This window comes from Novosphingobium sp. CCH12-A3, assembly GCF_001556015.1.
GTDB classification, from domain to species: Bacteria; Pseudomonadota; Alphaproteobacteria; order Sphingomonadales; family Sphingomonadaceae; genus Novosphingobium; species Novosphingobium subterraneum.
Map to the genome: position 1 here is coordinate 13,750 of NZ_LSIA01000067.1, position 24,108 is coordinate 37,857.

Genomic DNA, 24,108 nt, shown 5'->3' on the forward strand with positions numbered 1-24,108 from the left:
ATATCTGAAATTGTTGGCCTGTGGTGACGTCACGGCGTCAGCACTGCCTGCACCATCGGACATTAATTGGTCGATTAATTCTCGTTGACCGGGATGGGGCTGTGCGCATAGGCTGCGTGCAAACAACCAGAACCGGAGAGATTGGCCATGTCGCTCGACCTGATCCCGCGCACAGCCTACAACGAAGACCACGAAGCCTTCCGCCAGACCGTCCGCCGCTTTCTGCAGGACGAAGTCGCCCCGCACGCGAACGAATGGGCCGAAGCTGGCATCGTGCCCAAGAGCGTCTGGCCCAAGGCAGGTGAGCTTGGCCTGCTGTGCCCGACGGTGCCCGAGGAATACGGCGGGCTCGGCCTCGACTTCGGCTACAACGCCATCGTCGACGAAGAGAGCGCCTACTATGGCCGCGTGGCCACCGGCTTCTCGCTGCAGTCCGACATCGTGGTCAACTACATCGTCTCCTACGGCTCCGAAGAGCAGAAGAAGAAGTGGCTGCCCAAGATGGTCTCGGGCGAGGTGATCACTGCCATCGCCATGACTGAACCGGGCACCGGCTCGGACCTTCAGGGCATGAAGACCACCGCGAAGAAAGACGGCAACCACTATGTGATCAACGGGTCGAAGACCTACATCACCAATGGCCAGAACGCCGACCTGATCCTGGTGTGCTGCAAGACCGACACCGATGTGCAGCCCGCATGGAAGGGCGTTTCGATCGTGCTGGTCGAAGCCGACCGTGAGGGCTTCAAGCGTGGTCGCAACCTCGACAAGATCGGCCAGGACGAAGCCGATACCTCGGAGCTGTTCTTCGAGGACGTGCGCGTTCCGATCACCAACTGCCTTGGTGAGGAGGGCAAGGGCTTCATCTACCTGATGAGCGAACTGCCGCAGGAGCGCCTGTCAATTGCCGTCAGTGCGCAGGCGTCGGCGCAGAAGGCTTTTGACGATACGGTGGAGTTCACCCGCGAGCGCAAGGCATTCGGCAAGCCGATCCTCGACTTCCAGAATACCCGCTTCACGCTGGCCGACATCAAGGCGAAGCTGCAGGTGGGCTGGGCACACCTCGATTGGGCCCTGGCGCGGCATCTGAAGCGCGAACTCACCCCCGAAGAAGGTGCTGCCGCCAAGCTGTGGCACACCGAACTGCAGTGGGAAGTGATGGACAAGTGCCTGCAGCTCCATGGCGGCGCCGGGTACATGAACGAATACGCGATTGCCCGTGCATGGCGCGGCGCGCGCGTGACGCGCATCTTCGGCGGCACCAACGAGATCATGAAGGAGCTGATCGGGCGCAAGCTCTAATCATCAACCGCCGATGAAAACAAAAGGCCCGCTCTCGATCCAGGAGAGCGGGCCTATCTGCTTGCGCATTTGCAAGGTTCAGCCGGTGTAGACGCGCTTCTCCTTGACGCGCTTGTCCTTGATGATCTTCGTCTTGGCGGGGATCACTCGACGGCGCTTTGTCTCGACCCAGGTTTCGGTGACTACGGTCTTCTCGACGCAGGGCTTCTGCGGCGAAAGCATGACCGGGACCATCACATATCCGTAGGGCGCGTAACCGGGATAGTAGCCCGGATAGCCTCCGGGATAAGGCCCGGCGGGATAAGGCTGCGGCGGAAGCGAGGCGAAATAGTCGTCGCATTCGCGGCGCAGGCTCTTGTCCTCGGCCTTGTCGATCACATTGCCAGCCACTGCGCCCACGGCAGCGCCAGCGACGGTGCCGAGCACGCGATCGCCCTTTCCGGCGATGCGGTTGCCCGCCACGCCGCCGATCACGCCGCCTAGCAGCGCGCCGCCGACACCCTTGTCACCATAGACCTTGGCGCAGCGCTCATTCATTTCGGCCCAGCGCGGGTCTGGCTGCGGGTAGGCGTTGGGATAGTAGCCCTGCGCCGGCGGGGGAGGGGGCGGCGCATCGACCACAGGCTGGGTCATCACCACCGTGGGGTAGGGCGCGCCGATCATTGGCGGATAGTAGACGGGGCCTGCCGCACCGCCGTAATAGCCGCCGGTGTAACCGCCCTGCCAGCCACCGCTGACCGGACCGGGATGACGGTGTTCACCAGCCAGTGCCGGAGATGACACGGCACCCAGCGCAACGGCTGCGATCAAGAGACGACGAAGCATGCGGTTTGCCCCTGAAAAGGTTCGTTAACCGCAAACTTACCACCAGGACCCGCATAAAACCAAGGTTTCCGGCGCGCGAGAGTGCCGCCTGTCCCGAATCGGGGCAGGAATCAGATGCCAGGATCAGATGCGAGCCGCGATTGCTGTGGCAAGCGCCTCGATCCCGCGCGCGTCGTCCTCGTCGAAACGGTCGGGCGAGGGGCTGTCGAGATCGATCACTGCAATCACGGCGCCATCGCGAATCACCGGCACGACCAGTTCGGAGCGGCTCGCCGCATCGCAGGCAATGTGGCCCGGAAAGGCGTGCACATCCGGCACGAGCTGGGTCGTCGCGGTCGCTGCCGCCGTACCGCAAACGCCCGAGCCGAGCGCGATGCGGATGCAGGCGGGCTTGCCGATGAAGGGGCCAAGCACAAGCTCCCCGCCGACCATGCGGTAGAAGCCTGCCCAGTTCAGATCCGGCAGGAATTGCCAGATCAGCGCGGCCAGATTGGCCATGTTGGCGATGCCGTCGGGCTCGCCTTCAGTGAGGGCCTTGGCGGCTTCGAGAAGATCGGCGTGGAGTTCGGCGCGGCTCTGGCCGCCGGTGGGTGCGAATGTGAACATGGCAAGGTATCTAGCGTAACCGGTCCGAAAAGTCGCGCCGCGCAACTTCGCACAGGTGTGCCATTGCTCTGAGACACGGTCAGGCCTAGATTCCGGGGCATGAAGCTCCTCAAGAAACTGCTGATCGCGCTGCTCGTGATCGTCGCCATCATCGCCGCCTGGGTTGCCTGGTCAATTCACGGGTCCCCGGCCGAGTACACGCTCAACGAAACCTCGGGACCGAAACCCAAGCTGGCGCGACCCGACGGCCAGACGATCCCGACGATCAAGACGGCCGATCCGATTGGCTGGAAGGACGGCGAGGCTCCGGTCGCGGCGCAGGGTCTGCAGGTCACCCGCTTTGCCGACAAGCTCGATCACCCCCGCACCGTGGTGACCCTGCCCAACGGGGACGTGCTGGTTGCCGAGACCAATTCGCCGCCGCGCAAGGTCGAAGGCATCACCGGAGTCGTGATGGGGTATCTGTTCAAGAAGGTCGGCGCTGGCGGCCCTTCGCCCAACAAGATCGTGCTGCTGCGCGATGGCGATGGCGACGGCAAGGCCGAGCAGCGCTTCGTGATGGAGAATCCGGCGCTGGATTCGCCATTTGGCATGGCCTTCCGCGAAGGTCGCCTGCTGGTGGCGAACCACAACGCAGTGCTCTCGTTCCCGTATGGGCTGGGGCAGACCGCGCTGACGGGCAGCCCCGAGAAGCTGATGGACCTGCCGGGCGGCGGCAACCACTGGGCCCGCAACCTCCTGCTTGCGCCGGACGGTTCCAAGCTGTTCGTCACGGTCGGCTCGGCCTCGAACATTGCCGAAGAGGGCATCGATACCGAATATCGCCGTGCTTCGATCCACCAGTACGATTTTGCCAAGAAGAAGTCGTTCGAGTACGCAGGCGGGCTGCGCAACCCGAATGGTCTGGACTTCAATCCCTACAGTGAAGAGCTGTGGACCGTGGTCAACGAACGCGACATGCTCGGGTCTGACCTCGTGCCCGATTATCTCACCAACGTACCGTTTGGCGCGAACTATGGCTGGCCGTGGGTCTACTGGAAGAACAACATCGACCAGCGCGTGACCGCGCCGATGCCGGAATACATGCTCGATTACGTGCGCAAGCCGGAATACGGCCTGGGCGCACACACTGCCCCGCTGGGCCTTGCCTTTGCGAAGGGTGGCAACCTGATGGGCGACAAGTTCCAGCAGGGTGCGTTCATTGCGCGCCACGGATCATGGAACCGCCGTCCGCTTTCGGGCTACGATGTTGTCTTCGTGAAGTTCGACACGCGCGGCAACGTCCTGCCCAATCCGCCGGTGCCGGTGCTGACCGGCTTCCTGACCGATGACGACAAGGCGCGTGGCCGTCCGACCTGGGTTACCTTTGCCAAGGATGGCGCGCTGCTGGTCAGCGACGATACCGGTGGCGTGATCTGGCGAGTCTCGGCTCCGGGGGCGAAGCCTGCTGCCGCGATAACGCCGCTCCCGACGCGTACGGCACCGCCGCAACCCAAGGGCACCGGCAAGTTCATCATGAAACCCAACGCTGATTCGGACCTGATGAAACCTCAGCAGTAAGCGCTTTTGCCCACCCCGCCCCCTCCTGCCTGCGGAAGGGCCGCGAGACTTTCTGAACGCAGTGAAGTCAGTCGCGGCGGGGTGGGCTCGTCAGAGCGACCGACCAGCTCGGCCCGCCAGCTCGTTGACGTACTGCCACGCCACGCGGCCGGAGCGGCCACCCCGGCGCTTTGACCATTCCAACGCGTCGCCTTCCTCGTAAGCCAGGCCGAAGTGCGCCGCGTAGCCGGCGATGATGGCGAGGTAGTCGTCCTGCGTGCAGTTGTGGAAGCCGAGGCTGAGGCCGAAGCGGTCGGCAAGAGCCAGCCGGTCATCCACAACGTCGCGCGGGTTGATCGGATCGTCCTGCTCGGAAAGATGGCGCTCCACAATCGCGCGGCGGTTCGACGTTACTGCCAGACGCACGTTGGCCGGGCGTGCCTCCACGCCACCCTCCAGCCACGAACGCAACTTGCGCGCGCCATCGCTGTCGGAGGCGTCAAATCCAAGATCGTCCAGGAAGACTAGGAAGCGGCGATCGACCTTGCGCAGGATGGCGAAGAGATCGGCGAGGCCAGCGTCCGGGCTCGCCTGCACCAGCGCGATGGATCCGGGCAGAGCGGTCTGCGCTGCCAGCGTCGCCGCCCGCAGCAGGGCCGATTTGCCCATGCCCCGCGCGCCCCACAACAGCATGTCGTGCGCCGCAGCGCCGCGCGAAAGCCGTGCGACGTTTTCGACCACTGCCGCCTTCTGCTTGTCGATTCCCTGCATCAGGTTGAGCGCCGGCGCTTCCAGCGGATCGATCCCCCGCGCCGCCTTGCCGTCCCAGACATAGGCGGGGAAGGCCAGCCAATCGACGCTGGCCTCGCGCGGCGGGGCAAGGCGCTCCAGCGCCTCGGCTATGCGGGTGAGTAGGGCTGCGGTCATGCCCAGCCGATTATCGGGCCGGCGGTTATCCCGCAAGCGCCTCGCTGTCGAGATCGTAGAGCAACGCTGCACCCGCCATGGCGGAGGAGCCGAGGCCTCGCGCTTCGGGTACGATCACGCGGTTGAAGAACTTGGTGACCGCGATCTTGCCGTGCAGGTCGGACGCGCGCGACTGGCGTGCCAGCTGCCAACCGGCGACGGCGACGGCGCACATCGTGGTGAAGGGCACCGAGCCCGCCAGCTTGTCGTCCAGCGAGGCAGTAGTGCTCATCCATTGGCCAATGGCCGCCGCGTCCTTGGCGAGCGCGGCGACTTCGGGGACGTCTTCCATTTCCGACGCGATCTCGGCCATCAGCGCCTGCAGCACGCCGCCGTTTTCGTATCCGAGCTTGCGCGTGACGAGATCCGCCGCCTGGATGCCGTTGGTGCCCTCGTAGATCGGAGCAATCCTTGAATCGCGCAGGTGCTGGGCAGCGCCGGTCTCCTCGATGAAGCCCATGCCGCCGTGGACCTGAATGCCGAGGCTGGCGACTTCGCATCCGATATCGGTGCCCCACGCCTTGAGCATCGGCACGAGCAGTTCCGCGCGCTTCTGCGCCGCGTCGTTGCCGAGCGCACCGCGATCGACCTGGCCTGCGGTGTAGTAGAGCAGGGCACGACTGCCTTCGGTCAGCGCCCGCATGCGCATCAGCATGCGGCGGACGTCGGGATGCTCGATGATCGCGACCGGGGCCTTGTCGGCCGAACCGGCGCGGGCCGACTGCACACGGTCACGCGCATAGGCCCGCGCCTGCTGGAAGGCGCGCTCGGCGATCTGCACGCCCTGGCTGCCGACATTGATGCGGGCAGAGTTCATCATGAACATGGCCCGCAAGCCGCCGTTCTCGTGGCCGACCATCTCGCCGATGCATTCGCCATCGTCGCCATAGCTCATGACGCAAGTGGGCGAGGCGTGGATGCCGAGCTTGTGCTCGATCGAGACGCAGCGGACATCGTTGCGGGCACCGAGCGATCCATCCTGTTCCACGTGAAACTTCGGAACGATGAACAGCGAAATGCCGCGTGAACCCTCGGGCGCACCCGGCGTGCGGGCGAGAACGAGGTGGACCACGTTGGCGGCGGCATCATGCTCGCCGAAAGTAATGTAGATCTTGGTCCCGGCGATGCGCCACTTGCCGGCGTGAGGCCCTTCGGTGATCGGCGTGGCGGTGGTACGCAGCGCACCAACATCGGAGCCGGCCTGCGGCTCGGTCAGGTTCATCGTGCCCGACCACTCGCCGCTGATCAGCTTGGGCAGGTACATGGCCTTTTGCGCGTCGCTGCCGTGATGCTCCAGCGCCTCGATCGCGCCAACGGTGAGCATCGGTAGCAGGGTGAAGCCCATGTTGGCCGCGCCCAGCGTTTCGAGAGTGGCAGTGGCCAACGTGAACGGCAGTCCCTGACCGCCAAATTCCGTGGACCCCGCGATCGAGTTCCAGCCCTGCTCGACGAAGGCCTTGTAGGCGTCGACATAGCCGGGGGGCAGGGTAACCTCGCCATCGCGCCACTTCGCCCCGATCTGGTCGCCCGCGCGGTGCAGCGGCGCCCATTCCCCCGCAGCGAATGCGCCAATGCCTTCGACGATCGCCTCGACCAGATCGGGCGTGGCAGCGGCAAAGCGTTCGCTCTGGGCCAGTTCGTCGATCCCGGCGCTCACGCGGATGGCGAGAAGCTGGTCGGCGGTGGGCGGCGTGAAAGTCATCGTCCTCTCCTGTCTCGCGCAATTTCAGGCGCAGGGCATGTGCGCTTGGCGCGGAGCCTGGGTCTCCCTATAGCGAGCCTGATGGAGCCGACAAAGCCTTCCAAAGTGCATCTGTCCGACGCCCGAGGACTCGAGCTCGCCGCGCAGGTCATCACGCGCGGCGGGACGGTCGCCGTGCCGACCGAGACGGTCTATGGCTTGGCCGCCCGCGCCGACGACGATGCGGCGGTGGCCGGGATCTACCGCGCCAAGGGCCGGCCCGATTTCAACCCGCTGATCGTGCACGTGCCCGACGTTACGGCCGCCGAAGCTCTTGCTCTGTTTGACAGGCGCGCGACGAGCCTGGCGAAGGCCTTCTGGCCCGGTGCGCTGACCATTGTCCTGCCCTTGCGCGAGGGTGCACTATTGGCGCCCGCCGTCAGCGCCGGATTGCCCACCGTGGCCCTGCGTTGTCCGGCACATCCGGTAATGCAGGCCCTGTTGAAAACCTGTGGATTGCCACTCGCCGCGCCATCGGCGAATCGCTCGGGCGGGGTGAGCCCGACCAGCGCAGCCCATGTCGCGGCATCGCTGGGTGACCGCGTCGACCTGATTCTCGATGGCGGCGAAACGCGGCAGGGAATCGAATCCACGATCGTCGGCCTGCGCGCGGATGGGTCATGGACCGTCCTGCGTCCGGGCCCGATCACCGAAGCCGAAATTGCCGGCGTCCTGGGCGGACAGAGCGCCGCCATGACGTCAGCAAAGATCGAGGCTCCGGGGCAGCTGGCGAACCACTACGCCCCGGGCAAGCCCGTGCGGCTGAACGCGGTGGAGGCGCGGGCAGGGGAGTTCCTGATCGGCTTCGGCAATATCGCGGGAGACGTGACGCTGTCGGCGACGGGCGATCTGGCTGAGGGGGCGGCGCGGCTCTACGCCTGCCTGCATCAAGGCTCGGCAGCGCCGCAACCGCTTATCGCCGTGGCACCGATCCCCGACGAAGGCATCGGCGTGGCGATCAACGACCGCCTGCGCCGTGCTGCGGCCTAGAGCGCTTTAGTCGCGTGCCTCATAGGGCACGCTGGCCCGCATCGCGTCCATCTCGGCATAGATGCTGCGGGCGTCACTGCAGGCCTCATCATCACCACGGCTGCAATCGCGGCGCGCCTCTTCGTATTGCCGCGCAAGCTTGCCATAGCGCTCTTCACGGCGGCGGATTTCGCGGCCGCGCTTCTGGTCCCGCTCGGAATCGCTGACCGTGATGCGATCGTAGACGCCAGCCGTCGTGTTGACGGCCTTCGCGCCCACCCGCACCGGCGCTGTCGCCAGGTCGAACGCGCTTTTGGCGACGCAGCCGGAAAGCGCGAACGCCAGAATGGAAAGCCCTTTCAGGCGACGGCGCATGAACTTCTCCCTCAAGGGAAAAATCCCACTATCCTAGCCACTTGGCAAGCAGGACCTGCACCAGTTTGGTCCTCGCGGAGTCAATCCGGTGCAGGTTGCACTGCAGGTCACTGGCCGTCGGCATCTTCGCTGGCGTCAGCCGCGCCTGCCGTATCCTTATCGCTGTTCGGCGTGACGCCATTCTCGCAGACCAGCTTGCCCGAGCCCATGGCGCTGACCTTGCAGGTAGCGCGGCCGAAAACACGCACTTCGCCCGAACCCATGATGTTGGCGTTGACGTGTCCGTTGGAGGCAAAGCGGGCATTGCCCGAACCGGCAACGTCGACCTTGACATCGTCGACCGTCAGCCCGTCCATTTCGGCATCGCCGCTGCCGGCGACAGTCATCTTCAATTCCCTGGCCTTGCCCGCCGCGCGCAGCTTGCCCGAACCGACCACGTCGATGCCGAGCTTCTGCGCGTCGATCGCGCGCGCCTCGACCACGCCTGACCCGGCGACGGTGATCTTGGCATCGCTGCCGCCGAGCTGGTCTGTGGTAAGATTGCCGGATCCGGCCAGCACGACCTCGCTCAACGCTGGAAGCGTGACGTTGACCGTAGCCGCGCGGGTTGACTGGCCGAGCTTCCAATCCTCGCGCGTGATGCCAAGCTGGCCTTCGGACAGGGCAAAGCGCAGCTTGTCGGCGCCTTCGCCCTCGACCGTGATCGCCAGCTTGTCGCCCCGGGTGATGCGCACGTTGTCGGGACCGAGCAGGGCAATGCCGGTCGGCGCCGCACCGCTCAGATCGAGATCGGCAAGCGGAACGCCCTTCTTGCCATTGAACGAGATATTGCCGCCGTCACAACCAGCGAGCGCAGTGGCCAGACCCATGACGGCAACACCAGCAAGCGCGCGAGCAAAATTCTTTAACATGACTTGGTCACTCCTGACGCTATTTCTGACTGTATTGCCGATATAACACGGTGATACGATCTCGACCAAGTCGTTGGTGGAGCCGGGCCATAAGTTGGTCGCAAAAGTGGCAACGAAAAAGGCCCCCAGTTTCCCGGAGGCCTCTTTTCATGCGCCAGTGCGTCAAACGGATCAGGCCGTTTCGTAGTACTTCGGCGCGTGTTCGTTGAGGATCGCGAGGATCTTCTTGAGCGCAGCAGGCTCGTCGGTCTTTTCCATTGCCGCGAGTTCGCGGGCGAGGCGCGAGGAAGCCGCTTCGAAGATCTGGCGTTCCGAGTAGGACTGCTCCGGCTGATCGTCGGCGCGGAACAGGTCGCGCGTCACTTCGGCGATCGACACGAGGTCACCGGAGTTGATCTTCGCTTCGTATTCCTGGGCGCGGCGCGACCACATGGTGCGCTTGACCTTGGGCTTGCCCTTGAGAGTATCGAGCGCTTCGCGCAGCGTCTTGTCGGACGACAGCTTGCGCATGCCGATCGCTTCGACCTTGTTGACAGGAACGCGCAAAGTCATGCGTTCCTTTTCGAAGCGCAGCACGTAGAGCTGCAGCTTCATGCCGGCAATTTCTTCGTCCTGAAGTTCGACCACCCGGCCGACACCATGCTTCGGATAAACGACGTAGTCCCCAACATCGAAGGCGAGAGCCTTACCTGCCATTGGTAATCCTTTCGACGCGGGCAGGACCGGCAAACGGAGATCAGCGAAGCCTTGGGGGAAATGGACATGAGCCCGCCGGATCGACGGTCATGCGAGGCTTGCGATCCGGTTGCTGTTCTTGTCCTGCCGTTTTTCGTGGTGAAAGACGCCGGACGGGCATGAACCCACCGGCGCTTGACGGCCTACATAACATCTCGGCAACAAAATTACCACCCCTGAACGCACTGCAGCGCAGCGGAAATCGTTTGCTGTCTCCGTTGCGGAGACAACAAACGCCTTACGCTGCGCAGGCGGAGGGTCGGAAGCGCAAGGGCGGCAGGAGCCACCGGCCCTTGCAACGTGCTGAAATCAGTCGCCTTCGCCGGGCTCGGCGGAGAAGTACTTGTCGAACTTGCCTTCTTCGCCCTTGTGCTCGTCGGCATCGGCCGGAGCGTCCTTCTTGGCGGTGATGTTCGGCCACTCTGCCGAATACTTGGCGTTCAGTTCAAGCCACTGCTCGAGCCCGGATTCGGTATCGGGCAGAATCGCTTCGGCCGGGCATTCCGGTTCGCACACGCCGCAGTCGATGCACTCGCTGGGGTTGATCACCAGCATGTTCTCGCCCTCGTAAAAGCAATCAACGGGGCACACTTCGACGCAATCCATGAACTTGCAGCGGATACAGGCGTCGGTGACGACGTAGGTCATGGCGATTTGATCCCTCAGGTCTTCGTTTGAGGCCGTGCTAGAGGCCTTTATGCCGTGGCGTCAAGCGGGGCCATCAAACCGGCAACCCGTCTGGCGAGGATTGGTCAGGAATTTCGAGCACACGGTAGCAGGATTGTGCTTCGCTGGCCGGGCCGCGCCGTCCGGGGATCGCCAGAACCTCGATAACGGTCACCCGGCTGCGCATCGGCAGGACGAGCACGTCGCCCATCTTCACGCCCGCGCTGCATCGCTCGATCCGGCGGCCGTTGAGGCGGATGTGGCCCGCGGAAACCCAATCCTGGGCAAGGCCGCGGCTGCCGGCGAAACGGGTGAACCAGAGGAACTTGTCGATCCGCAAGCAGGCTGTCTCCTCTCCTATCGCGCCACCAGTTCGGCGAGCGCGGCAAATGCTCCTGTGGGTGGCGGCTTCGGTCTTTCCGGCTCGGTCGCAGGTTCGCGACGGGAAGGCCGCCAGTCCCATAGTGGCGGGTGCGGGGGGCCGAATGCCTTTTCGGGCAGGCTGCGCCCCATGTGCACGCGAAAGCCTCCGGCACGCAGCAAGGCGGCATAAGCAGCGGTCGAAAGATTCATCGAGCGGGCAATCGCGGGATCCAGGAAGACGCGCCTTGCCTTCGTGGCCATGCGGGTTGCATGCGCCGCCTGGAGCAGCTTTTCGGCAAGATCGACCCGAAGATTTTCGTTGCCGAGCCTGCGGTATCCGGCAGGTGCAATCTTCGCGTGGACAACCGGCTGCATCGTCTCGGGCGGCAGGGGCGCTGGTCTGCCCCAGATGCGCGCCAGCCGGTGCCACGCCTGCATCGCGCCAGGGCGCAAGGCATTGGGCAGGAACAGGTCGAGCGCACCAATGCGCACGCCCAGCTTCTTCAGGCGCTGGCGCTGCGCTGCGTCGAGCCGGTCCAGTCCCGAGCCTTCCCGCACCAGCACCCCGCCCGCTTCCACGAGATGGAGCAGCAGCGCGCGCAGTTCAGGCCCGGAAGCGGGATCGCGGCTGGCTTCGTCGAGCGCAAGCAGGGGTTTGAGATGGCGCTGGTGCTGCGTCTGCAACCAGCCGTCCAGCGCCGCGACGACTTCCGCCTTGTCGGTGGGAGCAAGCCTGTCCAGCGCGACGTCGGGCTTGAGCCGAGGGGCCAGCATGGTTCGCCCGCGCTCGAGCTTGGCGACCACCGTGTCCTGCCAGACCAGCGCGGTGTCCTCGAACTCGATGCCCCTGGATTCGCGCGTGGCTTTGGCCAGCGCCTTGGCGCGATTGTGCAGGAGGCCCGGCAAGTGGCGCTCGGCGGCAGCCAGCAGCAGTCGGCGATCCTCGGCACGGGCGAGGGGATCGACCACGAAGCGGAAGCCCTCAAGATGTCCGATCGGCTCGTCATCCACGAGTACCGCGCCCTCGTCCGACAGACGCACCGGCAGCAGCGATGCGTCAGCCTCGGCCTTGCGCATCAGCACGGCAGTGCGGCGATTGACGAAGCGTTCGGTCAGCCGCGCGTGCAGCGCATCGGAAAGGCGCGCCTCTACGGCGCGGGCGCGGGCGGACATTTCGTCCTTGGCCAGCACCCAGTCAGGCCGCTGCGCGATGTAAGCCCACGAACGGATTGCGGAAATTCGAGCCTGCAGAGTGTCGATATCGCCCGAAGGATTGTCGAGCTGGGCGATCGCCTGCGCCACGTAGTCCGCGCCGAGATAGCCATGGCGCAGATCCTGCCACAGGCGGGCGACGAAGCGGCTGTGCGTTTCCTCCCCCTGCGAGCGGAAATCGGGCAGGCGGCAGACGTCCCAGAACCGTTCGACCGCACGCTTACCACGAACGCTCGATGCCGTATCCGCATCTTCGGCCAGGCGTTTGAGCACAGCAAGGTCGATAGCCTGCGGAGGTGTCGCCAGTTCGGGGCGAGGGGGAAGGCTTTCGAGGTCCTCGATCAATGTTGCAATGCTGTCGAAACGTGGCTCCGCCTCGCGCCAGAACAGGCGGGTGAGGGGCGGGAAGCGGTGTTCCTCGATCGCGTAGATTTCCTCGTCGGTGAATTCAGGATTGGTGCCGCCCGCGCCTGCCAACGTGCCGAAAGTGCCATCGCGCTGGTGCCGCCCGGCGCGGCCGGCGATCTGTGCCATTTCCGCTGTCGTCAGGCGGCGCTGGCGATGGCCGTCGAACTTGGACAAACCGGCGAAGGCGACATGATGGACATCGAGATTGAGCCCCATGCCCACGGCATCGGTGGCGACGAGATAGTCGACCTCGCCCGCCTGGTACATCGCCACCTGGGCATTGCGGGTCTGCGGGCTGAGCGCCCCCATGACCACCGCCGCACCGCCGCGGAAGCGCCGCAGCATCTCGGCCATGACATAGACCTGCTCGGCACTGAAGGCGACAATCGCGCTGCGCGGCGGAATGCGCGAAAGCTTCTTGGCACCGACATGGGTGAGCGTCGAAAAGCGCGGGCGAGTGACGATTTCCGCCTCGGGCACCAGCGCCTTGATCATCGGCTCCAATGTCGAGGAGCCAAGCAGCATCGTCTCCTCGCGACCGCGCGTGTGCAGCAGGCGATCGGTGAAGACGTGGCCGCGTTCGGGATCGGCGGAGAGCTGAGCCTCGTCCAGCGCGACGAAGGCAAGATCCGGGCGCGAAGGCATCGCCTCGACCGTGCAGAGATGCCAGCGCGCACCCTTGGGCTCGATCTTCTCCTCGCCGGTGATCAGCGCGACGTTGTTCGCGCCCTTGATCGCGCAGACACGGTCATAGACCTCACGCGCCAGCAGCCGCAGCGGAAAGCCGATCGCACCCGAGGAGTGCGCGCAGAGACGTTCGATCGCGAGGTGGGTCTTGCCGGTGTTGGTCGGCCCAAGCACCGCCTTGACCACGCCTCCACCATTTGCGCCGGTGTGGGCGCTCTTCCGAGGCTGGGCAGGAATGCGCGGGGCCATGTGTCTGAATGTGGCGGGCATGATGCCCATAAACAAGAAAGGGCGGGGAATTTATCCCCGCCCTCGATTCTCGTGCGCTCATCGAGCTTACTGGTTTCCAGAGTTACTGGTTCCCCCAGAGTTACTGGTTCATCGTCGCGAAGAAGTCTTCGTTGGTCTTCGAATCCTTCATCTTGTCGAGCAGGAACTCCATCGCATCGACAGTGCCCATCTGCATGAGGATGCGGCGCAGGACCCACATCTTCGAGAGCTGGTCCTTCGGCACGAGCAGCTCTTCCTTGCGGGTGCCGCTCTTGCCCACATCGAGCGCGGGGAAGATGCGCTTGTCGGCAACCTTGCGGTCGAGCACGATTTCCGAGTTGCCGGTGCCCTTGAATTCTTCGAAGATCACTTCGTCCATGCGGCTGCCAGTGTCGATCAGCGCGGTGGCGATGATCGACAGCGAGCCGCCTTCCTCGATGTTGCGGGCAGCACCGAAGAAGCGCTTGGGGCGCTGCAGGGCATTGGCGTCGACACCGCCGGTCAGCACCTTGCCCGAGGAGGGCACCACGGTGTTGTAGGCCCGGCCCAGGCGAGTGATCGAATCGAGCAGGATGACGACGTCACGCTTGTGCTCGACCAGGCGCTTGGCCTTTTCGATGACCATCTCGGCAACCTGCACGTGGCGCGTGGCGGGCTCGTCGAAGGTCGAGGAGATGACCTCGCCCTTCACGCTGCGCTGCATGTCGGTGACTTCTTCCGGGCGTTCGTCGACCAGCAGCACGATCAGGAAGACTTCCGGGTGGTTGTCGGTGATCGCCTTGGCCATGTTCTGCAGCAGCACGGTCTTGCCGGTGCGCGGCGGGGCGACGATCAGCGCGCGCTGGCCCTTGCCCTGCGGGCTGACCAGATCGATCACGCGGGCCGACTTGTCCTTGACCGTCGGGTCGAGCGTGTCGAGCTTGAGGCGCTCGTTCGGGTAGAGCGGGGTGAGGTTGTCGAAGTTGACGCGGTGGCGCACGGCCTCCGGCTCGTCGAAGTTCACCTTGATCAGGCGGGTGATCGCGAAATAGCGCTCACCATCCTTGGGCGCGCGGACTTCGCCTTCGACGGTATCGCCGGTGCGCAGGCCCCACTTGCGGACCTGGTTGGGCGAAACATAAATATCGTCAGGGCCGGCAAGGTAGTTGGCCTCGGGGCTGCGCAGGAAGCCGAAGCCGTCGGGCAGGACTTCGATCGTGCCGATGCCGAGGATTTCCTCGCCGTCTTCCGCCATTTCCTTGAGGATGGCGAACATCAGGTCCTGGCGGCGCATGGTGCTGGCGCCTTCGACCTCGAGCTCTTCGGCCATCTGGACCAGCTCGGCGGGGGTTTTCTGCTTGAGTTCCTTCAGGTGCATTTCGTGTTTTTCCAAAGGGTTGGATAGATGGCCGGAAACCTCTGAAGGGCTTGGAGAAAGCGAGAGGGCGGCTGCATCGATCGGCAGCACATCTGCATTCCGGTTCGCCGCAGATATGCCTGCGCCAGCCGATAGTCAATTGTGGATAGGGGCACGGGGGTGGTATCCTCCCGGCATCAAACCGGAAAACCGGTCTTTCGAGAGGAACAACAATGATCAGATTGCCCCGCCGCGGCGAAACCTTCCCCCGCCCGCAGGCACAAGATGCTCCGGCCAATGCCTGGGGCTCGCAATGGAAGCATCTGCCGCGTTCACCCATGCACCTGGTGCGTAACGCAATGCGCGATGGCCTGCGGACCTTGCGCGGCTGAAGAAAAAGGATTTCTCACGCAAAGGCGCGAAGATGTCGTGCTTCGGCGAAGCCGAGTGAACAATCCGGGCGCTTTACCGGCCCGCGAAGCCTGCGGCGCTCGGAAACTCTTTGCGTCTTCGCGTCTTTGCGTGAAACCAAAAATCAGAACGGCTTCACGATCACCATGATCACGATCACCGCGGCAGCGATGCCCGGGATCTCGTTGAGCATGCGCAGCTTCTTGCCTGAAAGCTTCCGCACCCCTTGGGCGAGCAACTGCGCGTAGCTGGCCAGCCAGAAGTGATAGGCCGTCAGCACCAGGACGAAGGCCAGCTTGAGGTGGAACCACCCTTGCGCAAATGCGCCGATGTCCACCGCCAGCAGCAGCCCGAGCACCCAGACCACCACCAGCGCCGGCCACATGATGATCTTCATCAGCTTGCGCTCGCGATCCACCCAGATCGCATTTTCTGGCGAGCCTTCCGACGCCTCCTGATGGTAGACAAAGAAGCGCGGCAGCATGAACAGGCCGGCCATCCAGAAAATCACGAAGATGACATGGCCCGCCTTGAGCCAGAGATAGAGCATCGCCAATACCTGCTGCATCTGTTGCGGCTCCGCCTGCCAGTGCGCCCCTGCTGAGGGCTATTTCGGCGCAGAAACCGGGGTTTGCAAGTGCCCGAAAAGTTCAGTCGCGCGACCAGCCCCGCACGATCTTCAGCAGGGCCTCGACGTTTTCGATCGGAGTGTGCTGGCCGATCCCGTGGCCCAGGTTGAACACGTGCGGACGGTCGGCGAAGGCTTCGAGGACGCGGATCGTCTGCTTTTCCAGCTCCGGTCCGCCTGCCAGCAGCAGCAGCGGATCGAGGTTGCCCTGCACCGGCATCCCGGAAGGCATTTCGCGCGCAGCCCACAGCGGGTCGATGGTCTCGTCGACGCCCACGGCATTGACCCCCGTCTCGCGGGCATAGGCGGCCAGCTTCTCGCCTGCGCCCTTGGGGAAGCCGATCACCGGCACGTGCGGATAACGGCGCTGTATTTCGGCCGCGATCCTGGCATTGGGCGCGATGACCCAGCGTTCGAATTCGGCAGGGGCAAGGCTGCCCGACCATGAATCGAACAGCTGCAGGCCTTCGGCACCGGCCTCGACCTGTCCCGAAAGGTATTCGATGGTCACTTGCGTGATGGCATCGATGATCGCCTGGAACTGGCCGGGATCGCGATAGGCCAGCGCACGGGTATCGTGATGATCGCGGCTGCCTTCGCCTGCCACCATGTATGTGGCAACCGTCCATGGGCTTCCGGCAAAGCCCAGCAGCGTCGTCTCAGGGCCGATCTGTGCCTTCACCTTGGCCACCGTCTCGTAGATCGGCGAAAGGCGCTCAGGCACCGCGACAAGGCTTTCCAGCGCAACGTCGAGCAGGCGCGGAGACAGGTCCGGGCCTTCGCCGACGAGGAACTTGAGATCCTGACCCATCGCATAGGGCACGATCAGGATGTCTGAGAACAGGATAGCACCGTCGAAACCGAAGCGGCGGATCGGTTGCACGGTCACTTCTGCCGCGGCGTCAGTGTCATAGACCAGCGCCAGGAAACCGCCCTTTTCAGCGCGCAACTCGCGGTATTCGGGCAGGTAGCGCCCCGCCTGGCGCATCAGCCAGATCGGCCGACAAGAAAGATTCTCACCCTGAAGAGTCCTGAGAAGAGGGCCGGGCATTTCGATCCAATCCACTAAAATAGATTCTTAGAATCAGGTTGAAGGTGTTTGTTGGCCCTGTGGAAACCGGGGATTGCGTGTCACTGCCCGATTTGTGAGTCCGCTTCCACACTTTTTGCTGTTCGCGACTCTGGACAGCACATGAGTCAACGCGAAGTTCTCACCGCTCTCCACAGGCTGGGGAAAACGCTGTCCACTTGTCCACAAGTGCCCCTGAAGATGACTCGGATCGAGGGTGAATCTGCGGGTCAAACTTGTCCCTGACTCTGTCCCGTGGTTTATCGGTGCTGTTTCCACAGGGTCATCCCGACCCTGCCCGGATGTCCACGGAAAGCCCGCCAATGCAGCGCCTGCACCTGCACCTCCTGTCGGATTCCACTGGTGAAACGCTGGAAATGATCGCCAAGGCGGCGCTCGCGCAGTTCGATGGCGCAGACGTCGTGCGGCATTTCTGGCCGATGGTGCGTTCGATGCAGCATCTCGATCGCATCATGGGCGAAATTGCCGCAAATCCTGGACTTGTCCTGTTCACGCTGGTCAATGCCGAAACGCGCGAGCGACTGGAACAGCGCTGCATTGCCCTGGGCCTGCCGATGGTCCCCGCGCTCGATGCGGTGACGGATGCGCTGCAGCAGCAGCTCGGCGTTCAGGCCAAGGGTCGCCCCGGCCGCCAGCACATGATGGACGAGGCCTATTTCGCCCGCGTCGATGCGATCCAGTTCACCATTGCCCACGATGACGGCGTGAACTGGGAAAACTGGGAAGAGGCCGACATCGTGCTCGCCGGCGTTTCGCGTAGTTCAAAGACGCCGACCTCGATCTACCTTGCCAATCGTGGATACAAGGTGGCGAACATTCCGATCGTGGTGGAAAGCCCGCCGCCGCCGATGCTGTTTTCCCTGCGTCGGCCAATGGTCGTGGGCCTCACCACCAGCCCGGAGCGCCTGATCGCGGTGCGTCGCAACCGCCTCCTGTCCTTGAACCAGGCGCCCGAGACCGCATATGTCGACAACGAACAGGTGACGCGCGAAGTGCAGTACGCCCGCCGCATGTTCGCAGACAATGGCTGGCCGGTGATCGACGTGTCGCGGCGTTCAATCGAGGAAACAGCAGCGGCCGTGATCAATCTCTATAACGAACGTGGCGCTGCTGGCGGCAGCGGGGACGGAGCAAAACCGATATGACATTCGTGCCCCAGAAGCTGATTTTGGCCAGCCAGAGCTTTTCGCGCCGGATGATGCTCGAAGCTGCAGGCGTGCCCTTCGAGACGCGCACATCCGATGTTGACGAAGCCGCGATCAAGCGCGAGCTGATCGGCGTCACCGGCTGCCAGATTGCCAGCGTTCTTGCCGAAGCCAAGGCTTTTGCCGTGTCCCTCGCCATGCCCGGACGGCTGGTGCTCGGGGGGGACTCGATGGTCGAGGTCTGCGGCCGTCAGTTCGACAAGCCGACGAGCCGCGAGAACGCTGCCGAGCATCTCGAATTCTTCTCAGGCAAAGACTTGCACCTCCATTCCGCTGCCGTGCTGATGCGCGATGGCAAGGTGGTGTGGAAAACCTGCGAGACCGCAAACCTGCGGGTCCGGGAGCTTTCTCCCGCATTTATCCAGAGCTATCTCGACAGGGAGTGGCCTGAGGTTTCGGGCTGTGTCGGCGTGTTCCGCATCGAGGCGCTGGGCGTGCAACTGTTCGAGAGAATCGAGGGCAGCCACTTCACGGTTCTCGGAATGCCGCTATTGGCGCTGCTGGGCGCGTTGCGTGAACAGGGTGAGTTGCCGTCTTGAAGCCTGACAAAGTTTCCGGGCCTTATGCCGAAGTGATCGGCGATCCGATCGCACAATCGAAATCCCCGGTGATCCACGGCTTCTGGCTGGAAAAGCTCGGCCTGGAAGGGCGCTATGATCGCGCGCACGTGAAGCCTGAAGGTCTCGCAGACTACCTTGCCGCGCGTCGCGCCGATCCTGACTGGCGCGGCTGCAACGTGACCATGCCGCACAAGCAGGCGGTGATTCCACTGCTCGACCGGCTGGACCCCATGGCCGCGCGCATCGGCGCGGTAAACACCGTGGTGCCAGAAGACGGCATGCTGGTCGGCTACAATACCGACGCGCCCGGCTTCCTCGAACCGCTGCGCGAAGACCTCGGCAGACCTCACTACTTCCGCATGGCCCGCGTGCTCGGCACCGGCGGCGCGGCGCGGGCGATCATTGCCGCGCTGGCGGACGAGCACATGGTCGTGGTGCTGGCCGGCCGCAATGTCGAAAAGGCCCGTGCCCTGCTCGACGAACTCGATCCGCAGGGCGAGCACCACGTCGCCCCGCTAGATCACTTCGCCGACGCCACCGATTTCGCTTTCGACGACCGCGAAGGCTGCTTCGATCTCGTCGTCAACGCCTCGTCGCTGGGCATGAGCGGTCAACCCCCGCTCGCCTTCGACATGACCCACGCCCCGCCGGGCTCGGTATTCTACGACATCGTCACCAGCCCGCTCGAAACCGAGTTCCTGAAATCCGCCAGGGCTGCCGGATTCCGCACGGTCGATGGCCTGTCGATGCTGATCGGCCAGGCCGACCACGCCTTCCGCCGCTTCTTCGGCGCCGTGCCGCCGCGCGGGCAGGCAGACGACGAACTTCGTGCGAGAATTCTGGCGTGAGCAGGCCTTACATCCTCGGACTCACCGGCTCGATCGGCATGGGCAAGTCTGCCGTCGCGCTGATGCTGCGCGAACTGGGCGTGCCGGTATTCGATGCCGATGCCGCCGTGCACCACCTGCAAGGCCCGGGCGGCGAGCTGATCCCGGCCATCGAGGAAGCCTTCCCCGGCACCACCGGCCCCGAAGGCGTCAAACGGCAGGAATTGGGGGCAAGGGTATTCGGCAATCCCGAAGCATTGAAGCGTCTTGAAGCCATCGTCCATCCCGCCGTCGCCCGCATGCGCCACGCCTTCATGGTAGAGCACATGGGCGAACCGCTCGTGGTGTTCGACATTCCGCTGCTTTATGAAAAGGGCCATGGGGCTGACCTCGACGCGGTCATGGTCGTCTCCGCCCCCGCCGAGGTGCAGCGAAAGCGCGTGCTCGCCCGTCCCGGCATGACGCCCGAAAAATTCGCCCACATTCTTTCGCTACAGGTGCCTGACGCCGAGAAGCGCGCCCGGGCGACCCACGTGATCAACACCGGCGTCACCCTCGCCGAGACGGAGGCCCAAGTTGCCGCGCTGGTTGCGGCCATCCGGGAAAAAAACCCCCGTCAGTAACCGTCTCACCCCCTTGCCAGTCCGCGGCGAGGGGTCCACATATTCTTCAATGCGTGAGATCGTTTTCGATACCGAGACGACCGGACTGGACCCGAAAAGCGGGGATCGGCTGGTCGAGATCGGCTGTGTCGAAATGGTCAACCGGGTGCCTACGGGCCAGGTTTTCCATTGTTATTTCAATCCTGAGCGCGACATGCCGGCCGAGGCTGAAGCTGTCCACGGCCTGTCGATCACATTCCTTTCCGACAAGCCGAAGTTTGCCGAACTGGCAGACGAGTTTCTCGCCTTCATCGCCGACTCGCCGATGGTCGCGCACAACGCCGGATTCGACTTCGGCTTCATCAACAATGAGCTGGAAATGTGCGGGCGCCAACCTGTCAGCCGGGATCGCATGGTCGATACGGTGGCGATCGCGCGGCGCAAGCACCCCGGTGCCAAGCTCAGCCTCGATGCCTTGTGCACGCGCTACGGCATAGATCGCAGCCACCGCACCAAGCACGGGGCGCTACTTGACGCGGAACTGCTCGCCCAGCTCTATGTCGAGCTGATGGGCGGGCGGCAGATCGGCCTTGAACTGGCGGCAGTTGCCGCAGGGGCAGCCGGTCTCGTCGTGGTGGAGGAGTCGATCACCGTCACCTCCAGCCTGACCCGCACCTTCCGTTCCCCGCGCCCGCACGCTGCGAGCGCAGAGGAGCTTGCCCGTCATGCCGAATTCATGGCGGGCTTTGCCGAGCCGATCTGGTCGCGCTGAAACCTTCCGGCTTGCCCGTGGGTTCAGTCAGACCGGGCGTCTCGCCCGAGTGACAGGAGAAGTGACTTATGGATATTCGCGTTTCGGGACACCAGGTCGAAACCGGCGCTGCGCTGCAGACCCATGCCGAGGAGCGCCTCGGCGCCATCGTCGACAAGCACTTTTCCCGAGCGCTTTCCTCGAACGTGACCTTGGGCAAGGCCCCGCACGGGGGCTTTCGATGTGACATCGTAACCCACGTGACCCAGGGCCTGATCCTCAAGGGCAGCGCCGTGGCGCAGGACGCGCACGTTGCGCTCGACCAGTCGGCCGAGAAGATCGAGAAGCAGCTGCGCCGTTATCGCCGCCGCATCAAGGACCGCCATGAAGGCGCCGATCACGCCCGCAAGGCAGACGAGGCCAACTTCGAACTGCAGGAAGCCGCCTACACCGTCTTCGCCCATGACGAAGCGGGTGAGGAAGAACCCGCCGACGCACCGCTGGTCATCGCCGAAACCCGCGTCGACGTGCCCACCGCCAGCGTCTCGGACGCAGTGATGATGCTCGACTTGCGCAACACCAATGCCCTGCTGTTCAAGAACGCCGGCACCGGGGTGCACAACATGGTCTATCGCCGTGGTGACGGATCGATCGGCTGGGTCGAACCCAAGTAAGGCCCAAGTAAGGACCGCCAGGCCAACCCGGCTCGCCACGGCGGGCCGGGGATGGCAAATGCAAGCCTGCGTACGGCCCAGGAACGTGCTTTGCGCTTGCCTTCCCCCGCATTCGGGAGCATGGCGCGCCCCAATTCACCGTGCCTTTGCACTCATGTGATACGTTTTACCGTATGTCGGCTCTGTTCCAACTCGATCCACAAGCTGTCCGCGTCATCCGCGCCGATTCCAAGCAGCAGATCCTTGCCGATCTCGCTGCCTGCTTCGCGTCGGTCTACGCGCTCGACAAGGAAGTGGTGATCGATGGGATCGAGGAACGCGAAAAGCTTGGCAGCACCGGCTTCGGCCGAGGCGTTGCCATTCCCCACGCGCGTATCGACGGGCTGGAACGTCCGGTTGCAGTGTTCTTCCGGCTCGAGAATCCGGTCGAATTTGCCGCCGCCGATGGCATGCCGGTCGATTGCGTGTTCGGTCTGCTCTCGCCCTCGCAGGCTGGCGCCACGCATCTTCAGGCCCTCGCTGCGATCTCGCGCCTGATGCGGGACGAGCGGATGCACGAGCGTCTGGTCTCCGCTACCGATGCCGATGCGATCTACGGCCTGCTTGTCAACGTCATCGATCGCGATGCCGCCTGAGGACGGCGCCGACAGCGCAAGCCTGCACTGGCGCGCGCTGGAAGGTCTCTACGCTTCGGCGCCGGTCAACAGCCTGTTCGAATCCCGCCTGGAAATCGTCGGCGAGGGCTTGTCCCGCATCCATTTCGATGTCTCGCCCTCGTGTTTTCATGCTGCTGGGGCGGCCCATGGCACCATCTACTTCAAGATGCTCGATGACGCCGCGTTCTACGCTGCGAACACGCTGGTTACCGACCGTTTCCTGCTGACCACATCGTTCAACCTGTTCTTCAGCCGCCCGATCAAGGGCGGGCGCGTCACGGCGGAAGGGCGCTGGGTCTCGGGCCGGCGCCGCGTGCTCGTGGCCGAAGCGCGCCTGATCGATGAGGAAGGCGAGGAAGTGGGGCGGGGAACCGGCACGTTCCAGCGCTCGCGCATCCCCTTGTCCAGCCTCGATGGCTACAACGCCGGCCTGCGCGCCGCGCTCGCCTGATCCGCAGTGACGGAATCGCGCCTTCCGGCACACCTCGAAGTCCAGGGAATCATCCGTGCGGTCCAAGCCGAAGGCGGCTTTGCCATGGTGCTGCACAAGGGCGAACGCGATGGCGGAACAGTCCTGATTGTTATCTTGGAAAATCAGTCTCTTGGCATTCTTTACGAACGCATGCCCGACGTTGATGGACGCCGCAAATGGCGGGTTTCCAAGTCACAAGTAATTGATAATAAGCAGGAATTCGAAGACTATCTGAGCCGCCGAATGCAGCAGGATCCGGACGTGTGGATAGTTGAACTGACCGTCGCGGATCGCGAACGGTTCGTCCGGGACAACCTTTCCGCTGGCTGAACGCGGGTTGACTCTTCCGCAGCGCACAATAAAGGCCCCATACCGATTTTTGCGCAGGCGGTGACGGACGGCAGCAAGGCCCGACGCACTGGCACGCAGACGGGGGGCAACCGACATGGCCCTTCGGCGATTGACCGGCACGCGGCATCGTTCGCGCACACCGGCCTTTTGTCGCGCCATGGCAGGAAGCTCACCGCCCATTGACGACAAAGTATGAGCACGAAATTCAAATACGCAGCCAGCTTCAGCATTGCTGCGACTTTCATCACAACGCTTCTCAGCACTGGCGGATCCCACGCCGCCGCTCAAAGCCTCAACACCCCGGCCGCGATCACCGCGACCTTCATCTCCCAGCCCGTGGTTCAGCCCACCCCGATTCAAGCCGTTGCCACCGCAACGCCCGGAGCTGCCATCGAAGCTGAAGCCGCCGACGCGGATTCGCTTGCCGAGCTGGTCGAGGACACCCCGATTCCCGCCACACTGTCGAACGAGCTCGAGTGCCTTGCCGGCGCCGTCTACTTCGAAGCAAAGAGCGAAACTCTTGCCGGACAGCTTGCCGTCGGTCGCGTGATCGTCGCTCGCGCCAATTCCGGGCGCTTTCCTTCGTCGTACTGCGGCGTGGTCTACCAGCCCTCGCAGTTTTCGTTCGTTCGCGGCCACGGCATGCCGGCAATCAACCGCGACAGCCGCGCCTGGCAGACGGCCGTGCGCATCGCCAAGATCGCCGATGAAGGCCTGTGGAAGAGCCCGGTAGAGGGCGCAATGTTCTTCCACGCGGCGCACGTCTCACCGCGCTGGGGCAAGACCCGCATCGCGCGCGTCGACAGCCATATCTTCTATCGCTGATTTCAGCTGCCTTGGACGGCAATGAAAAGGGCCGGTCCCCGATGCGGGGCCGGCCCTTTTGCTATGTTCCTGACAGCCAACGTTAGTGTGATGCCCACCCCGCTGCGACTAAACTCGCCTGCGGCTCGCCAAGTCTCGCTCCCCT

At 64.0% G+C, this 24,108-nt stretch carries 27 protein-coding genes; 14 read left to right on the plus strand and 13 right to left on the minus strand.

The window, feature by feature from the left end:
• Positions 1-147 precede the first annotated feature (147 nt).
• The gene (locus AX703_RS04835) at positions 148-1,302 is read left to right on the plus strand and encodes an acyl-CoA dehydrogenase family protein (protein ID WP_062343020.1); all 1,155 of its coding nucleotides are present in this window, start codon (positions 148-150) and stop codon (positions 1,300-1,302) included.
• A gap of 78 nt (positions 1,303-1,380) precedes the next feature.
• On the opposite strand, the gene AX703_RS04840 is transcribed toward AX703_RS04835, so the two are convergent.
• Positions 1,381-2,127, minus strand: a complete 747-nt coding sequence (locus AX703_RS04840; RefSeq protein WP_062343022.1) for a glycine zipper 2TM domain-containing protein — start codon at positions 2,125-2,127, stop codon at positions 1,381-1,383.
• Between the two features lie 123 nt (positions 2,128-2,250).
• Positions 2,251-2,733: a GAF domain-containing protein gene (locus AX703_RS04845; RefSeq protein ID WP_062343024.1), complete on the minus strand. Its 483-nt coding sequence runs from the start codon at positions 2,731-2,733 to the stop codon at positions 2,251-2,253.
• Positions 2,734-2,832: 99 nt separating this feature from the next.
• On the opposite strand from AX703_RS04845, the gene AX703_RS04850 reads away from it, so the two are divergent.
• The gene (locus AX703_RS04850) at positions 2,833-4,293 is read left to right on the plus strand and encodes a sorbosone dehydrogenase family protein (RefSeq protein ID WP_062343026.1); all 1,461 of its coding nucleotides are present in this window, start codon (positions 2,833-2,835) and stop codon (positions 4,291-4,293) included.
• 90 nt (positions 4,294-4,383) lie between these two features.
• On the opposite strand, the gene AX703_RS04855 is transcribed toward AX703_RS04850, so the two are convergent.
• Both AX703_RS04855 and AX703_RS04860 read right to left on the minus strand, forming a co-directional pair.
• Positions 4,384-5,199, minus strand: coding sequence for a DUF815 domain-containing protein (locus tag AX703_RS04855; protein ID WP_062343028.1), 816 nt, complete (start codon positions 5,197-5,199; stop codon positions 4,384-4,386).
• Positions 5,200-5,224: 25 nt separating this feature from the next.
• Positions 5,225-6,940 (minus strand): acyl-CoA dehydrogenase, encoded by a 1,716-nt coding sequence (locus tag AX703_RS04860; protein WP_062343031.1) that lies wholly within the window; start codon positions 6,938-6,940, stop codon positions 5,225-5,227.
• Positions 6,941-7,021: 81 nt separating this feature from the next.
• On the opposite strand from AX703_RS04860, the gene AX703_RS04865 reads away from it, so the two are divergent.
• Entirely contained in the window at positions 7,022-7,969 is a 948-nt protein-coding gene (locus tag AX703_RS04865; RefSeq protein WP_062343033.1) for an L-threonylcarbamoyladenylate synthase, read from the plus strand.
• A gap of 6 nt (positions 7,970-7,975) precedes the next feature.
• Here the strand turns inward: AX703_RS04865 and AX703_RS04870 are convergent, their stop codons facing one another.
• The 7 genes from AX703_RS04870 to rho form a co-directional block, all read right to left on the minus strand.
• Positions 7,976-8,323: a hypothetical protein gene (locus AX703_RS04870; RefSeq protein ID WP_082734418.1), complete on the minus strand. Its 348-nt coding sequence runs from the start codon at positions 8,321-8,323 to the stop codon at positions 7,976-7,978.
• Between the two features lie 107 nt (positions 8,324-8,430).
• The gene (locus AX703_RS04875) at positions 8,431-9,234 is read right to left on the minus strand and encodes a head GIN domain-containing protein (RefSeq protein ID WP_231735384.1); all 804 of its coding nucleotides are present in this window, start codon (positions 9,232-9,234) and stop codon (positions 8,431-8,433) included.
• A 171-nt stretch (positions 9,235-9,405) separates the two neighbouring features.
• Positions 9,406-9,930 (minus strand): CarD family transcriptional regulator, encoded by a 525-nt coding sequence (locus tag AX703_RS04880; RefSeq protein WP_011443787.1) that lies wholly within the window; start codon positions 9,928-9,930, stop codon positions 9,406-9,408.
• A 348-nt stretch (positions 9,931-10,278) separates the two neighbouring features.
• The gene (gene fdxA, locus AX703_RS04885; protein ID WP_011443786.1) at positions 10,279-10,617 is read right to left on the minus strand and encodes a ferredoxin FdxA; all 339 of its coding nucleotides are present in this window, start codon (positions 10,615-10,617) and stop codon (positions 10,279-10,281) included.
• A gap of 73 nt (positions 10,618-10,690) precedes the next feature.
• A complete protein-coding gene (locus AX703_RS04890; RefSeq protein ID WP_230487733.1) occupies positions 10,691-10,975 on the minus strand; it encodes an RNA-binding S4 domain-containing protein in 285 nt (94 codons plus the stop codon).
• A 17-nt stretch (positions 10,976-10,992) separates the two neighbouring features.
• Positions 10,993-13,554 carry a helicase-related protein gene (locus tag AX703_RS04895; RefSeq protein WP_062343056.1) on the minus strand — a complete coding sequence of 854 codons (2,562 nt, stop codon included), beginning with the start codon at positions 13,552-13,554 and terminating at the stop codon, positions 10,993-10,995.
• Positions 13,555-13,675: 121 nt separating this feature from the next.
• Entirely contained in the window at positions 13,676-14,932 is a 1,257-nt protein-coding gene (rho, locus tag AX703_RS04900) for a transcription termination factor Rho (protein WP_039333211.1), read from the minus strand.
• A 212-nt stretch (positions 14,933-15,144) separates the two neighbouring features.
• Between rho and AX703_RS27235 the strand changes: the two genes are divergently transcribed.
• Entirely contained in the window at positions 15,145-15,303 is a 159-nt protein-coding gene (locus AX703_RS27235) for a hypothetical protein (RefSeq protein ID WP_156135736.1), read from the plus strand.
• Between the two features lie 143 nt (positions 15,304-15,446).
• Here the strand turns inward: AX703_RS27235 and AX703_RS04905 are convergent, their stop codons facing one another.
• Positions 15,447-15,890 (minus strand): CopD family protein, encoded by a 444-nt coding sequence (locus tag AX703_RS04905; RefSeq protein WP_062343037.1) that lies wholly within the window; start codon positions 15,888-15,890, stop codon positions 15,447-15,449.
• 82 nt (positions 15,891-15,972) lie between these two features.
• Positions 15,973-17,001, minus strand: coding sequence for a uroporphyrinogen decarboxylase (gene hemE / locus AX703_RS04910; protein ID WP_062343057.1), 1,029 nt, complete (start codon positions 16,999-17,001; stop codon positions 15,973-15,975).
• 341 nt (positions 17,002-17,342) lie between these two features.
• Between hemE and AX703_RS04915 the strand changes: the two genes are divergently transcribed.
• The 10 genes from AX703_RS04915 to AX703_RS04960 all read left to right on the plus strand — a co-directional run bounded on the left by AX703_RS04915 (position 17,343) and on the right by AX703_RS04960 (position 23,963).
• Positions 17,343-18,185 (plus strand): pyruvate, water dikinase regulatory protein, encoded by an 843-nt coding sequence (locus AX703_RS04915; protein ID WP_039333360.1) that lies wholly within the window; start codon positions 17,343-17,345, stop codon positions 18,183-18,185.
• Positions 18,182-18,784 (plus strand): nucleoside triphosphate pyrophosphatase, encoded by a 603-nt coding sequence (locus AX703_RS04920; protein WP_062343039.1) that lies wholly within the window; start codon positions 18,182-18,184, stop codon positions 18,782-18,784. The genes AX703_RS04915 and AX703_RS04920 overlap by 4 nt, the downstream gene beginning before the upstream one ends.
• Positions 18,781-19,653: a shikimate dehydrogenase gene (gene aroE / locus AX703_RS04925; RefSeq protein WP_062343040.1), complete on the plus strand. Its 873-nt coding sequence runs from the start codon at positions 18,781-18,783 to the stop codon at positions 19,651-19,653. The genes AX703_RS04920 and aroE overlap by 4 nt, the downstream gene beginning before the upstream one ends.
• The gene (gene coaE / locus AX703_RS04930) at positions 19,650-20,255 is read left to right on the plus strand and encodes a dephospho-CoA kinase (RefSeq protein ID WP_062343042.1); all 606 of its coding nucleotides are present in this window, start codon (positions 19,650-19,652) and stop codon (positions 20,253-20,255) included. The genes aroE and coaE overlap by 4 nt, the downstream gene beginning before the upstream one ends.
• 49 nt (positions 20,256-20,304) lie before the next feature.
• On the plus strand, positions 20,305-21,006 hold the full coding sequence (dnaQ, locus tag AX703_RS04935; RefSeq protein WP_039333217.1) for a DNA polymerase III subunit epsilon: 702 nt from the start codon (positions 20,305-20,307) through the stop codon (positions 21,004-21,006).
• Positions 21,007-21,074: 68 nt separating this feature from the next.
• Positions 21,075-21,659, plus strand: coding sequence for a ribosome hibernation-promoting factor, HPF/YfiA family (gene hpf, locus AX703_RS04940; protein WP_062343044.1), 585 nt, complete (start codon positions 21,075-21,077; stop codon positions 21,657-21,659).
• A gap of 173 nt (positions 21,660-21,832) precedes the next feature.
• On the plus strand, positions 21,833-22,294 hold the full coding sequence (locus AX703_RS04945) for a PTS sugar transporter subunit IIA (protein ID WP_039333222.1): 462 nt from the start codon (positions 21,833-21,835) through the stop codon (positions 22,292-22,294).
• Positions 22,284-22,766: a PaaI family thioesterase gene (locus AX703_RS04950; RefSeq protein ID WP_039333224.1), complete on the plus strand. Its 483-nt coding sequence runs from the start codon at positions 22,284-22,286 to the stop codon at positions 22,764-22,766. The genes AX703_RS04945 and AX703_RS04950 overlap by 11 nt, the downstream gene beginning before the upstream one ends.
• A 6-nt stretch (positions 22,767-22,772) precedes the next feature.
• Complete coding sequence (locus AX703_RS04955) at positions 22,773-23,117, plus strand: DUF1491 family protein (protein WP_039333226.1); 345 nt, start codon at positions 22,773-22,775, stop codon at positions 23,115-23,117.
• 213 nt (positions 23,118-23,330) lie between these two features.
• Positions 23,331-23,963 (plus strand): cell wall hydrolase, encoded by a 633-nt coding sequence (locus tag AX703_RS04960; RefSeq protein WP_062343046.1) that lies wholly within the window; start codon positions 23,331-23,333, stop codon positions 23,961-23,963.
• The last annotated feature ends 145 nt before the right edge of the window (positions 23,964-24,108 follow it).